The 13,777-nt window shown below is 70.3% G+C and carries 7 protein-coding genes; 4 read left to right on the top strand and 3 right to left on the bottom strand.

Translation table 11 applies throughout. The annotated features are described in order from the left end of the window. Nucleotides 1–117: 117 nt before the first annotated feature. Nucleotides 118–1,239, top strand: a complete 1,122-nt coding sequence (locus ACGFIW_RS23070; protein ID WP_393319447.1) for a lytic polysaccharide monooxygenase — start codon at nucleotides 118–120, stop codon at nucleotides 1,237–1,239. Between the two features lie 79 nt (nucleotides 1,240–1,318). On the opposite strand, the gene asnB is transcribed toward ACGFIW_RS23070, so the two are convergent. Beyond that, a complete protein-coding gene (gene asnB, locus ACGFIW_RS23065) occupies nucleotides 1,319–3,280 on the bottom strand; it encodes an asparagine synthase (glutamine-hydrolyzing) (RefSeq protein ID WP_357077967.1) in 1,962 nt (653 codons plus the stop codon). Nucleotides 3,281–3,467: 187 nt separating this feature from the next. Between asnB and ACGFIW_RS23060 the strand changes: the two genes are divergently transcribed. The 3 genes from ACGFIW_RS23060 (at nucleotide 3,468) to ACGFIW_RS23050 (ending at nucleotide 9,914) form a co-directional block, all read left to right on the top strand. Further along, nucleotides 3,468–4,949 carry an aminopeptidase P family protein gene (locus ACGFIW_RS23060; RefSeq protein ID WP_393319127.1) on the top strand — a complete coding sequence of 494 codons (1,482 nt, stop codon included), beginning with the start codon at nucleotides 3,468–3,470 and terminating at the stop codon, nucleotides 4,947–4,949. 1,053 nt (nucleotides 4,950–6,002) lie between these two features. Beyond that, the gene (locus ACGFIW_RS23055; RefSeq protein WP_393319125.1) at nucleotides 6,003–7,973 is read left to right on the top strand and encodes a hypothetical protein; all 1,971 of its coding nucleotides are present in this window, start codon (nucleotides 6,003–6,005) and stop codon (nucleotides 7,971–7,973) included. 282 nt (nucleotides 7,974–8,255) lie between these two features. Beyond that, nucleotides 8,256–9,914 (top strand): hypothetical protein, encoded by a 1,659-nt coding sequence (locus tag ACGFIW_RS23050; protein ID WP_393319122.1) that lies wholly within the window; start codon nucleotides 8,256–8,258, stop codon nucleotides 9,912–9,914. A 70-nt stretch (nucleotides 9,915–9,984) separates the two neighbouring features. Here the strand turns inward: ACGFIW_RS23050 and pulA are convergent, their stop codons facing one another. Together pulA and ACGFIW_RS23040 are read right to left on the bottom strand one after the other, a co-directional pair. Beyond that, the gene (pulA, locus tag ACGFIW_RS23045) at nucleotides 9,985–12,972 is read right to left on the bottom strand and encodes a pullulanase-type alpha-1,6-glucosidase (protein WP_393319120.1); all 2,988 of its coding nucleotides are present in this window, start codon (nucleotides 12,970–12,972) and stop codon (nucleotides 9,985–9,987) included. A 28-nt stretch (nucleotides 12,973–13,000) separates the two neighbouring features. Continuing rightward, on the bottom strand, nucleotides 13,001–13,678 hold the full coding sequence (locus ACGFIW_RS23040) for a cellulose binding domain-containing protein (RefSeq protein ID WP_393319118.1): 678 nt from the start codon (nucleotides 13,676–13,678) through the stop codon (nucleotides 13,001–13,003). Nucleotides 13,679–13,777: the final 99 nt, after the last annotated feature.

Raw genomic sequence — 13,777 nt, 5'->3', positions numbered from 1 at the left:
TGTGCTCACCGCGCCGCTCACCTCTGCGGGGCGAGCAGGCCACATCCCACCCGATCGCGACGGGGCGGCTCGAGCAGCGCGCCTCGCGAGTCAGGAGAACCCGTGAACCGTTCCCGTATGGCCGCGTTGCTCACCGCGGCCATGTCCCTCGCGCTGGGCGCTGTCGCCCTGGCGTCCAGTCCCCAGCCGGCCGAGGCGCACGGCGCGGCGATGACGCCGGGCAGCCGCACCTACCTGTGCTGGCAGGACGGCCGCAGCCAGACCGGTGAGATCAGGCCGAACAACCCCGCGTGCTCCGCCGCGGTGGCGCAGAGCGGGGCCAACTCGCTCTACAACTGGTTCAGCGTGCTGCGTTCCGACGCTGGCGGCCGCACCACCGGCTTCATCCCGGACGGGCAACTGTGCAGCGGCGGCAACACCGGTTTCCGCGGCTACGACCTGCCGCGCACCGACTGGCCGCTGACCCACCTGACCTCCGGGGCCCGGCTGGACTTCAAGTACAGCAACTGGGCGCACCACCCGGGCACGTTCTACTTCTACGTGACCAAGGACAGCTGGAGCCCGACCCGGGCCCTGGCCTGGAGCGACCTGGAGCAGCCGTTCCTGACGGTGACCAACCCGCCGCAGCGCGGCTCGGTCGGCAGCAACGACGGGCACTACTACTTCAGCGGCAACCTGCCGTCGGGTAAGAGTGGCCGGCACATCATCTACTCCCGCTGGGTCCGCTCGGACTCGCAGGAGAACTTCTTCGGCTGCTCCGACGTGACCTTCGACGGCGGCAGCGGTCAGGTGACCGGGGTGGGCCCCGGCACCGGTTCGCCGTCGCCCGACCCGACCACGCCTCCGCCGGACCCGACCACTCCGCCGCCGGACCCGACGACCCCGCCGCCGGACCCGACCACGCCAGCGCCGGACCCGACGACGCCAGCGCCGGGCGGTGACTGCATGGCGGTCTACAAGGTGAGCAGCACCTGGCAGGGTGGCTTCCAGGGCGAGGTCACGGTCATGAATCACGGCAGTACGCCGTTCAACGGCTGGACCGCGAGGTGGACCTGGCCCAACGGGCAGTCGATAAGCCAGATCTGGGGCGCCACGCAGACGTCGTCCGGTTCGTCGGTGACGGCGACGAACGTCAACTACAACGGCACAGTCGCACCGGAGGGCTCCACCACGTTCGGCTTCCTGGCCAGCAGCACAGGAACGAACGGGCTCCCGACGGTCACCTGCGCCCGCAAGTAACCACCACGCCCTGAATGATCAAGAGGTTTGCGTCACCGGAACGACTCCGGGTGACGCAAACCTCTTGATCAACAGGGTGTCAGCGGACCATCGAACCGACGACCGGCTTCGTGAGCAGGGCGGACTGGTTGCGCTGGATGCCCGGGTCGAGGGTCTTGGCCACGAAGATGGCGTGCCAGATGCAGAAGATCAGCACCGTCCACACCTTGCGGGAGTGGTCGGCCTCCTCCCGCTTGTGCTCGTCGAGCAACCGCAGCGCGTACGACAGGTCGAGCAGGTCACCCGCACCCGAGGTGCTCAGCACGTGCCGGGCCCACTCGTACATCTCGCCGCGCAGCCAGACCCGGGTGGGGGTCGGGAAGCCCAGCTTCTTGCGGTTGACGATGGCCGGCGGCACGACACCCTGCAACGCCTGGCGCATCGCGTACTTCGTGGCGTCGGAGCGCGGCGGCAACTTCAGGTCCACCGGGATCTTCGCCGCGACGTCGAAGACCTCACGGTCGAGAAACGGCACCCGCACCTCCAGCGAGTGCGACATCGAGATCCGGTCGGCCTTGACCAGGATGTCGCCCCGCAACCAGGTGTACAGGTCGACGTACTGCATCTTGGTGACGTCGTCCAGCTCGGTGCACTCGGCGTAGATCGGGGCGGTGACGTCGGTGTAGCGCACCGAGGGGTCGTAGCGCCGCATCAGGTGCTGCTTCTCCTCCTCGGTGAACATCCGCGCGTTGCCGTAGTAACGCTCCTCGATCGGGGTGGTGCCCCGCTCCAGGAAGCTCTTGCCCTTGACCCCCTGCGGGATCGCCTTGGAGACCGCGCGCAGGCCCTTCTGCACCCCGCCGGGCAGACCGTTGACGGTGCCCAGCGACAGCGGCTCCCGGTAGATCGTGTAGCCGCCGAAGAACTCGTCCGCACCCTCACCGGAGAGCACCACCGTGACATGTTCGGCGGCCTTCTTGGCCACGAAGTAGAGCGGCACCAGCGCCGGATCGGCCACCGGGTCGTCCAGGTGCCAGACGATCTTCGGCAGCGCGTCGATCATGTCCTGCGGACCGATCTTGGTGGGGATGGTGGTGACGTCCAGGTGCCGGGCCGACTCCTGCGCGACGTCGATCTCCGAATATCCCGGTACGTCGTAGCCGACGGTGAAGGTGAGGATGTTCGGGTTGAACTCCCGGGCCAGCGCGACCACCGCCGTGGAGTCGATGCCGCTGGACAGGAACGAGCCCACCGGCACGTCCGAGCGCATGTGCATGCGCACGCTCTCCCGCAGCGTCTCCCGGATCTCGTGGTACAGCTTCTGCTCGTCGTCGACCGGCGCCGGCCGGAACACCGGCCTATACCACCGACGTACGTCGATCCGCCCGCCCGGCGTCCAGGTGAGGTATTCCCCCGAGCCGATCCGACTGATGCCCTTGTGCAGCGTGCCGGGCTCCGGCACGTACTGCAACGTCAGGTAGTGGCTGAGGTTGGCCGCGTCGACACCCGCGTCACCCTGGTAGTTGCTGTGCGCGAACGGCAGCAGCGCCTTCTTCTCCGACGCCAGGTAGAGCCCGTCGGCGGTCTCCAGGTAGTGCAGCGGCTTGATGCCGAAGTAGTCCCGGCCACCGAACGCGCGCCGCTCCTGCCGGTCCCAGATGACGAAGGCGAACATGCCCCGCAGCCGGGTGAGCACCTGCTCACCCCAGAAGTGGTAGCCGGCGACGATCACCTCACCGTCCCCGGCGGTGGCGAACTGGGCGCCGAAGTTCCTGATCAGCTCCTCGCGCAGCTCGATGTAGTTGTAGATCTCACCGTTGAAGGTGAGCAGGTAACGGCCGTTCGCGTACGGCAGTGGCTCGTGGCTCGACGCGACGTCGATGATGGCCAGCCGCTTGTGGGCGAACACGCCGTCCGCGTACCGGCCGGAGGCGTCGCCGACCACCTCGACCCCGGTCTCGTCGGGGCCGCGGTGGTGCAGGCATTCCAACGCTCCGGCGATGTGGTCGCGATGCGCGGCGGCGTTGCCGTTCGCGCTGAAGAAGGCCAGAAGTCCGCACATGGTGGCCATCTTTCCACGCGCGCTGTCGACCCGTCGCAGCCGTCCGTCGATCCACCCGGCCCGGCGGACGCCGACACCAACGAGCCAGCTCCCGGCGGGCGTGGACCAGCCCGCTGCCGGCGGGCGGCAGCGGAAACCGGGCTCGCGGTACGGTCGGGAGCAGCAACGACGCGGAGGGAGCGGCGCAATGACCGAGGGACGCACCGACGGTACGCCGACAGACGGCACGGAATCGCACGATCCGGACTTCCCGGAGGCGTTCCTGTCGTTCATGCGGCAGGGTTGGCGCGACACCGCGCTCCCCGTGGCGCCCCGCCCGGAGACGCCCAACTACGCCAAGCGGCGTGCGGCACTCTCCGCGGCGTTCCCCGGCGAGACGCTTGTCATCCCCACCGGCACCGAGAAGGTCCGGGCCAACGACACCGACTACCCGTTCCGGCCGGGCAGCGACTTCGCCTACCTGACCGGCGACCACGACGCGGACAGCGTGCTGGTCCTGCGCCCCAACGGCTCCGGGCACGACGCGACGCTGTACATGCGGCCCCGCTCGTCCCGGGAGACCGACGAGTTCTTCCGCAGCCGCAACGGCGAGCTGTGGGTGGGCCGGCGGCACACGCTCAGCGAGAAGTCGACCGAGTTGGGCCTGCCCACCGCCGACCTGACCGGCCTGGAGGCGACGCTCGCCGACCTGGCGCCGGGGCGTACCCGGGTGTTGCGCGGTTTCGACGCCCAGGTGGACGCGGCCGTCCGCCCCTACGACGGGCCCCGCGCCGAGGGCCAGCCGGCCCGCGACCGGGAGTTGGCGATCGCCATCTCCGAGATGAAGCTGGTCAAGGACGAGTGGGAGATCGGCCAACTCCAGGACGCGATCGACGCCACCGTGCGCGGCTTCGAGGACGTGGCCCGGATCCTGCCGGCCGACCGGGCGGTCTCCGAGCGGCTGCTGGAGGGCGTCTTCGCGCTGCGGGCCCGCCACGACGGCAACGACGTCGGGTACAGCTCGATCGTCGGTGCCGGCGAGCACGCCACGATCCTGCACTGGGTGCACAACCACGGCGCCACCCGGCCGGGCGACCTGCTGCTGATGGACATGGGTGTCGAGGGCCGCAACCTCTACACCGCGGACGTGACCCGGGTGCTGCCGGTGAACGGCCGGTTCACCGCCCTGCAACGCCAGGTCTACGACATCGTGTACGCCTCGCAGCAGGCCGGCATCGACGCCATCCGCCCCGGGGTGAAGTTCAAGGACGTCCACCTGACCTGCATGCGGGTGCTCGCCGAGGGCCTGGCCGAGCTGGGGCTGCTGCCGGTGAGCGTGGACGAGGCGATGGACGAGAAGTCGACGATCTACCGGCGGTGGACGCTGCACGGCTTCGGCCACATGCTCGGCATCGACGTGCACGACTGCTCGAACGCCCGCAAGGAGACCTACCGCGACGGCGCACTGGGCGAGGGCTACGTGCTCACCGTCGAGCCGGGTCTGTACTTCCAGCCGGAGGACGAGCTGGTCCCCGCCGAGCTGCGCGGCGTCGGCATCCGGATCGAGGACGATGTGCTGGTCACCGCGACCGGCGCCGTGAACCTCTCTTCCGGGCTGCCGCGCACCTCCGACGAGGTGGAGACCTGGCTGGCCGAGCAGCGCGAGGCCGGCCCCCGCCTGCCCGGCTGACCGCTCCGGCCCAACCGACACCCCACCCAGCCCGGCTGCTCCCGCCGGCGCATGATCCACTCGGGTTTCTTAAAGTCGCGGTGTCCCGACCACGCCGATACCGCGTCATCAAGAAACCCGAGTGGATCACGCCCGTCCACCCAGCCCGCCATCCGCCCTACCCGCCATCCGCCCTACCCGCTATCCAGGCCTGCCATCCCGACGCGACGTCGACCCCCCGTGCCCGCATCCGCGACCGCCGCCCGGCAACGAGCACCCGACGCCCCACCACCCACGCCCAGCACCCCGCCGACGCCCCGCCCGCCCACGCCCAGCACCCCGCCGACGCCCCGCCCGCCCACGCCGGGTGCGGCCCGATGGGCGCCACTCCCGCCAGTGGACGCAAGGCCCGACCCAGCCGTCGCCCGGCCAAGTGGACGCCAGGCCCTGCCCGGTCGGCGCCACGCATGGCCCAGCCAGGTGCCGTGCCCGCCCCGGCCCTGTCGACGCCCCGCCCGCGCTTGATCCACTCGGTTTTCTTGAAATCGCGGTGTCCCCACCACGCCGATACCGCGTCATCAAGAAACCCGAGTGGATCACGCCCGTCCACCCAGCCCGACATCCACTCGGCCCGGCAGCCACTCGGCCCGGCAGCCACTCGGCCCGACATCCCACTCGGCCTGCCGTCCGACGCAACGTCGACCCCCGCGCCCGCGACCGCGGCCCGGCAACGAGCACGAGCACCCGACGCCCCACCCGCCACCGGACCGTGGCACCCACCCCACCGCCACCGACGTGGCACCCACCCCATCCGCCACTGGAAGTGGCGGGACTTCCGTTCGCCAGCAGCACCGTTCGCGGGGGCTCGAACTGCTCGCGCTCTTCGTGCCAACCCCGACGTGCTCACCACACCTGCCCCGAATTGAGCCGAATGCGGGGTTATCTCGGATAAGTCCTCATCACGAGGATGGTTCTCATACGGTGGGCATCGGAGGCTACAACCTATTTGTAGCTGGTCGTGACGCTTCGGGTGGTGCGACCCCGTCTGGTAGCAGAGAAGGGCGGAAGGCTCTGATGTCCAACGACGTAACGAGTACCGACGGCGGGGCCTCGACAGCTCCGCCGACACGACGACGGCGGGCGCTCTGGGTCGCCGGCGTGGCCGGGCTGACCGGCGTGGTCGGCCTGGCGGCCCTCGGCGGTGTGGCCGCCCGGGACGACAAGCCCAAATCCGAGCGGGTGTCCGACGCGCAGCCGTCGACCAACCGGCAGCACGTCGGCGACGCCGGCGGCGCGAACGACGACGGCGCGAAGAAGGACGGTGCCAAGGAGGACGGCGACCGGGACGAGTGGAACGGCGGCGACTGGAGCGGCTTCGACGACCGGTCCGGCAAGGACGACAAACGCACGGACGACAGGCGCGAGGACGACAGGCGCGAGGAGAAGGACCGCAACAAGCAGGTCCCGTGCGACACCGACAAGCTGATCCAGGCGATCACGTTCGCCAACAACGAGGACGGCGGCGTACTGGAACTGGCCAAGGGTTGCACCTACACGCTGACCCGCAACCAGGACGGCAACGGCCTCCCGGTGATCACCGAGAACATCACCCTCAGGGGCGAGCACACCACGATCGGCCGTGAGGCTACCGCCGACTACTTCCGCATCCTCAATGTCGGAGCCGGCGGCCGCCTCACCCTCAAGGGCCTGAGCATCAGGGGCGGCCAGACTCTTCAGCCATCGGTGACCGCCGACCCGGCGACGGTCTGGGCACCGTACTCGGCCCTGGTCTCCTCCGTCGCGGCCGGCGCGGCAACGAAGCCGGCGGTCACGGCCGGCGCGGCGAACGAACCTGCGGCCACGCCGAGCACAGTGCCCGGATCCCGCGCAGCAACCGCGGCCAAGCCCACGGCAACCAAGCCCACGACGGCCAAGCCCACGACGGCCAAGCCAACCGCGGCTAAGGCCACGGCGGCCAAGCCCACGGCGGCCAAGCCCACGGCAACCAAGCCCACGACGGCCAAGCCAACCGCAGCCAAGGCCGCAGCGGGAACAGCGGCCAAGCCCACCGCGGCCGAGGCTCCAGCGGGAACAGCAACCAGAGCCGCAGCAGCGGCCAAGCCGGTTGCCGCGACAGCGCAGGCCGGGCCGGCGGTGGCGCCGCTGGTGGCGGAGCCGGGATTCAACGACGGTGCCGGGGTGCTGGTGCAGCCCGGTGGTCGGGCGGAGATCCTGGACAGCGAGTTGCTCTACAACCAGGCCGGTGGTAACGGTGGCGGGTTGGCCAACTTCGGCAGCACCAGGCTCAGCAAGACGACTGTCGCGCACAACACCGCCTTCTTCGTCGGCGGCGGCATCTTCAATGCCGGCGTACTCCAGGTCGACGAGTCGAAGATCAAGGACAACACCGGAATCATCGGTGGCGGTGGCATCTCCAACGGCGCGCCGGCGATCCGCTCCGAGGGCGTTGAGGGCGGTTCGGTCTGGGTCCACAAGAGCGAGGTCACCGACAACGAGACGCTCGGCTTCGGCGGCGGCGTGCTGGATGTCGAGGGCACCACGACGCTGCACCAGACGACGGTCGGCGACAACACCGCGGTGCTCGAGGGTGGTGGCGTCGCGGTGGCGGACAGCCAGCTCACCCTCAAGGACGCCACGGTGGCCAGGAACAGCGCCGCCCGCGAGGGTGGCGGCCTGTTCGTGAGCTCCGACAGCGTCGCGACGATCGAGAACAGCAGGATCACTGACAACACCTCGGGCTTGTCCGGCGCCGGCCTCTACAACGACGACGGCGTCACCACGCTGCGCGACAGCGAGGTGGTGGGCAACCGGGCCGTCGGTCCGTTCGCCCGCGGCGGCGGCATCGTCAACGCCGAGGGGAGCGAGGTCAGACTCCACCGGACGAAGGTGGCGTACAACTTCTCCACCCTTGAGCCGGGGGGCATCTTCAACAGCATCGGCGGCACGGTGACGCTGGACGACGAGTCCCCGGTCACCGCCAACCGCCCGACCAACTGCTTCAACGTTCGGGACTGCTTCGCCTGATCGGGTGGGGCTGAACCACATAGAGAGGGCGCGCCCCTCCGAGCCGGTCACGGCCCGGAGGGGCGTCCCCGTTTGGGCAGCTCACGGGCCCGTGGGCCGGCTTGGGTGGTCCGGGCCCCACTGGATAGAACATGAACCGAATGTGGGCTTTTCTCGGATAAGCCCGCGAGGCGAGGAACCTTCTCATACGGTGGTTTTGGGAGCTACAACCGATTTGTAGCAGGGGACGTCCGTCTGACGGCGGCGACCCTGTCTGGTACGAGGAGAGGGCAGAGAGCTCCGATGTCCAACTACCTAACGAACAACGAAGCCTCCGGGCGGGCGGCGGCCAAGCGCCGCCGCAAGCTCTGGCTCGCCAGTGGCGTGGCCGGTTTGACGGGCGTGATCAGTCTCGCGGCGGTGGGCGTCGCGGGCAGCGCCGGTGCGGTCGGCCTGAACTGGAACACCACGCAGGTCAGCAAGGACGGCGACCAGCGGGGTGACGAAGGACGCGACTGGGACAAGGACAAGGCCCAGGACCGCGACAAGGACAAGGACCGCGACAAGGACCGCGAGAAGGACAAGGACCACGAGCGCGGGAAGGAGGTGCCCTGCGACACCGACAAGCTGATCCAGGCGATCGTGTTCGCCAACAACAAGCACGGCGGTGTGTTGGAGCTGGCCAAGGGCTGCACCTACAACCTGACCCGCAACGACTACGAGGGCAACGGCCTCCCGGTGATCACCGAGCACATCACCCTCAAGGGTGAGCACACGACGATCTCCCGGGAAGCCACGGCGGACTACTTCCGCATCCTCAACGTCGGCAGCGGTGGGCACCTCACGATCAAGGGCCTGACCATCAAGGGTGGCCAGACCCTCGAACTGGACAACGGCGTCGAGCCGGCAGCGGTCTGGGCGGCGTACTCGGACTCCGAGGCGCTCGCGGCCCAGGTGAAGGCCGGCACGCCGTTGGCCCAGGCGCTCACCGCGCGGCAGGCCAACCCGAAGGCGGGCCTGAAGGCCGCACCGAAGGTCACCCCGAAGGCCAAGCCGGGCGTCGTCACGCCGCTCGTGCAGCAGCCGGAGGAGAACGACGGTGGCGGCATCCTGGTCCAGCCGGGCGGCACCGCCGAGATCCTGGAATCCGAGGTCGTCCTGAACCAGTCCGGCGGCAACGGCGGCGGTGTGGCCAACTTCGGCACCACGAAGATCTGGCACAGCACCGTCACCCGCAACACCGCCTTCTTCTTCGGTGGTGGTGTCTTCAACGCCGGCCTGCTCAAGGTCGAGGAGTCGAAGATCAATGACAACACCGCCGTCATCGGTGGTGGCGGCATCTCCAACGGCGCCGCGGAGATCTTCACCGACGACGTCGACGGCGGGACCGTCGAGCTCAAGAAGAGCGAGATCACCGACAACGAGACGCTGGGCTTCGGCGGTGGCTACCTCGACATCGAGGGCAACACCACGGCGTACGAGACCAAGTTCACCTCGAACACCGCGGTCCTCGCGGGCGGTGGCCTCGCGGCGGCGGACAGCCAGCTCAACCTGCACAACGTCACGATCGAGAAGAACAGCACCGCCGGTGTCGGTGGCGGCGCGGCCATCGCCTTCGACAGCGTGGCCACCTTCGAGAAGAGCACCATCAAGGACAACACCGCCGGCTTCTTCGGCGGCGGGCTCTTCAACGCCGACAGCGTCACCACGCTGCGCGACAGCGAGGTCGTCGGCAACCGGGCCGTGGGCCCGATCGGGGTCGGCGGCGGCATCTTCAACATCTTCGGCGAGGTCAACCTGTCGAAGACGAAGGTCGCCCACAACTTCTCCACCTTCGCTCCGGGCGGCGTCTTCAGCTTTTTCGGCGAGGTGAGCGTGGACGACAAGTCCGCCATCACCGCGAACCGTCCGACGAACTGCTCGGCCATCCCGGGCGGCACCATCGAGAACTGCTTCGCCTGATCACGCACGACACCAGCACCACGGGCCGGCCCCCTTCCGCACCACGCGGAAGGGGGCCGGTTCACGTCACCTACCTCCCGACGAACACCGCCACGCTGCGCGCCGGGACGCTGAGGGTGCCGGACGCCCGATCGAACGAGGCGGTACGCAGCACCGGGTCGGCCGACTCGACGAGCACCGGGTGCAGTGCCACGTCCGCGTCGCGCAGACCGGTCACCGTCTGGGTGGCCGCCGACGGCGTGCCGTTGAAGACGACTGTCACCGACGCCCACGGCCCACCCAACCCCCGGGCGTCCAGCGTCATGGTCAACACGCCCGGCGTCTCCCGCGCCCCGGACAGCGGGAACGCCACCCGCCGCTGCACCTGCTCGGCGGTGGCGAGGCCGAACACCGGCGACGACGCCCGGATGCGCAGCAACTCGGCGTACCGGGCGTCGGTGGTGGTGATGGCCGCGCAGTCCGGCACCAGCGCCGGGTCCGCCAGCAGCGGCTTCGCGTACGGCCACTTGTCCTCGTTGTCGGGCGCGGGCGGCAGGCCGACGCCGAACCCGTTGCCCCGCTCGCAGCCCCAGCGGATCTGGTTGAACCAGTCACCGGAGTTGTACGAGTTGCGGTCCAGCGACTTCGACCGCAGCCGTTCGGTGCCGGCGGTGACGAACCCGGTGCCCTGTCCCAGCACCACGGTGGCCAACGCCAGCACCTGCATCCGGGAGCGGTCCGCCGCCGAGGTGGCCTGCGGCAGCTTGTACGCGAGCGCGTCGTACAGGATCTCGTTGTCGTGCGCGTCGACGTAGCTGACGGCCTCCCCCGGCGCGGCGGTGTAGCCGGCCGGGGAGCCGTTGTAGTCCACCTGCGCACCGGTGACCTGCCGCCCGGCGGTGTCGGTGAACCGGTACCCGCGCAGGTTGCCGGTCAGACCCACCTTGATCAGGTCGTGGGCGTGCAGCAGGCGGGCCTTCTGCTCGGCCGGTGACCCGTTGACCGCGTCACCGTTCGGGTCGGTGTAGAGCCCGGACGCGAAGCCCTGCACCCTCGGGTTGGTGTCGAACGGTCCACCGCCGCGCACCGCGTCGCGCAGCCGGTCGTTGAAGGTGCCGATGCCGGTGCCGGCCATGTTGGCCTGGGTGGCCTGCACGAAACGTGCGTCGCCTGCGACCTCGCCGAAGTTCCAGCCCTCGCCGTAGAGCAGGATCGACCGCCCGTCCACGCCGTCGCGGGCGACGGTCAGCCGGTCCAGTGCCGCCCGGACGGCCAGGATGTTCGCCTTCGGGTGGTGGCCCATCAGGTCGAACCGGAAACCGTCCACCCGGTACTGCCGCGCCCAGGTGACAAGCGAGTCGACCACGAGCTTGCCCATCATGGCGTGCTCGGGGGCGGTGTTGGCGCAGCAGGTGGAGTCGGCCACCGTGCCGTCCTCCAGCAACCGGTGGTAGTAGCCGGGCACCACCTGGTCGAGCACCGACTTCGGGTCGGTGCCGGCCGCGGCCGTGTGGTTGTAGACCACGTCCATCACCACCCGCAGGCCGGCGTCGTTCACCCCGGCGACCATCCGCCGGAACTCGGTGGTCCGCGCCGCGCCGACCGGGTCGACGGCGTAGCCGCCCTCCGGCACGGTGTAGTGCAGCGGGTCGTACCCCCAGTTGTAGCCGTCGGTGTCGGCGACCGCCGCCACGCATTTCTGCTGCTCGGCGGAGTCCGGTGGCAGCGCGGCCAGGTCGCAGGCCGGCTCGCGCCTGTCGGCCCGCCGCTCCGGGACGGTCGCGAAGTCGAACGCGGGCAGCAGGTGCAGGTGGGTGACACCGGCGTCGCCGAGCGCCCGCAGGTGGGTCATGCCGGCCGTCGCCGGGTCGGTGAAGGCGAGGAACGTCCCCCGCCGCTCGACCGGCACGGTCTCGTCGGCGATGGAGAAGTCCCGCACCGACAGCTCGCTGATCTGCGCCTTCGCCACCGGGGCCGGCTTGCGTAGCGTCCGCCACCCGGGCGGGGCCAGTGCCGGGTCGTGCAGGTCGACCAACTGGCTGTGGGTGGAATCCGCCGCCAGGGCCACCGAGTAGGGGTCGGTCACCGACGCGGTGACCAGCTGTTGTGCCGCGGGTTGCCACACCCGCACCTCGTACCGGTAGAACTTGCCGGTCCAGGTGTGGTCACCGCGCGCCGACCAGACGCCGGTGCGGTCGTCGCGGCGCATCGGCACCGTCGTCGGCGACGCGGTGGGCGAGTCGAACAGGTGCAGCGCCACACCCTGGGCGGTCGGCGCCCACAGCGCGAGGCTCGGTGTCCGCCCGTCGAACGTCGGGCCGAGGGTGGCGTCGGTGGCCCGGGAGTACACGTCGTCGAGCACGCCGGGGATCTGCACCCCGGTCGCGGCGAGCAGCGCACCCTCGGCGTCGCGTTCGGTGACCAGCAACTGCCCCCGCAGCGCCGCCGGGACCTTCGCGAGGTCACGCCGGTCAAGGGCGAGGCTCCGGTACGACCACAGGTGCGGGAACCTGTCGCGCTGGGCCTCGGTGAGCCCGTTGCGCTGCGCCCGCAGCGGCAGGCTGGTGTACGCCCCGGTCAGCTCCCCGTCGACCACGCTGACCCCGCCGGCCGGCGCGGCGACCAGCGCGTACGTCCTGCCGTCGGTCGGCGGGGTCTGCCACGCCACTGTCGACCTGTCGATCCAGTGCGCCTTCTGCTTGCCGATGTCGGTGTTGTCGGCCCGCCGGTAGTGGATGACGGCGGTGTCCTCCTCGACCGGCGGGTCCGGCTCTCCGGTCGCGGCCTGCCTGCTCGGGTAGATCGCCGGGTCGCCCTGTCTCAGCCAGATCTCCCCGGTCCGGGTGACGTCGATGCCGCGATCCTGGGCGACGTCCTTCGCACCGGCCCTGTCGACAACCAGGAAGTTCACCGACGTCGCGCCCGGCTTGAGTCTCACCCTCGCGAAGCGGCCGTAGGAGTCCTCCCCGGCGAACGGCTGCCCCGTGGGCCACTCGGTGACGTACGCCGGGTCGATGTCACCCCAGGCGTACAGCCCCCAGTCGTCGTACCCACCCACGGGGCGCTGGTAGTGCACCACCGCCCACTCCCGAGTTCCGCCCCGCGGCTCAGAATCCGCCACAACGCACCCCGTCGACCGTGCACACCCGGGGGGCGCTGGAGGCCCGCTCCATGTGGAACCGCAACGACACCGACTCCCCGGGCCGCACGTCCACCCCACTGACGTACGTGAAGCCGCTGCCGGCCTGCCGCACCGTCCCCTGCGGCACACCCTCCACCCAGGCCGTCACCAACCGCCCACCGGAGAACTCCAACCGGACCGTCCATCCACGACCCTCGGCGGACCGGTTGACCATCGCCACCTCACCGATGAAACCCCCGTCGAAGCTCTGCACGACCCGGTAGCGCCCACTCATCGCCGGCTGCCCCTGCGGAGCCCCGCCCGGTGACCGTGGCACACCGGCAGACGGGCTGGCCGACGGTGACCGCGAACCGGCCGTGGCGCTCGGCGGCAGCCCGCTCGCCCGCCCGGACAACCCCGGCCGTACCGGTGGGGGCGACGACGCCGGGCCGGGAGCACTCGGCACCTCCACAAGCGTCGGCAGCGGCAACGCCGGCGGCCTCGACGCGCCGTCCGGCGCAGGACTACGCCCCCGGTACGCACCCAGGGCCATGAAGAGCAACACCACCATCACCAGGACACCAGCGCCCACCACGATCCAGGGCGACGACACGATCGCAGCCGGACCGTGCGGCAGTCGCGGGGCACGACGCATGCCGGACATGTACCTCCCTCAGCACACCGTCCGGGCAGCCTAGCGATCGGCGGCCGGGGCCGGTAGCGCCCGCGACGCGTCCCGCCGCGGCACCAACCCGACCCCCGC

The sequence above is a fragment of the Micromonospora sp. NPDC048935 genome (assembly GCF_043197875.1).
In the GTDB taxonomy this organism is placed as follows: domain Bacteria; phylum Actinomycetota; class Actinomycetes; order Mycobacteriales; family Micromonosporaceae; genus Micromonospora.
The sequence above is the reverse complement of the archived record's forward strand: the minus strand, read 5'-3'. Positions and strand labels throughout refer to the sequence as shown.

Coding starts and splice junctions, on each gene's coding strand:
- ACGFIW_RS23060 (WP_393319127.1), top strand. CDS start 3,468: ATGACCGAGGGACGCACCGACGGTACGCCGACAGACGGCACGGAATCG.
- ACGFIW_RS23040 (WP_393319118.1), bottom strand. CDS start 13,678: ATGTCCGGCATGCGTCGTGCCCCGCGACTGCCGCACGGTCCGGCTGCG.
- ACGFIW_RS23050 (WP_393319122.1), top strand. CDS start 8,256: ATGTCCAACTACCTAACGAACAACGAAGCCTCCGGGCGGGCGGCGGCC.
- ACGFIW_RS23070 (WP_393319447.1), top strand. CDS start 118: ATGGCCGCGTTGCTCACCGCGGCCATGTCCCTCGCGCTGGGCGCTGTC.
- ACGFIW_RS23055 (WP_393319125.1), top strand. CDS start 6,003: ATGTCCAACGACGTAACGAGTACCGACGGCGGGGCCTCGACAGCTCCG.
- asnB (WP_357077967.1), bottom strand. CDS start 3,280: ATGTGCGGACTTCTGGCCTTCTTCAGCGCGAACGGCAACGCCGCCGCG.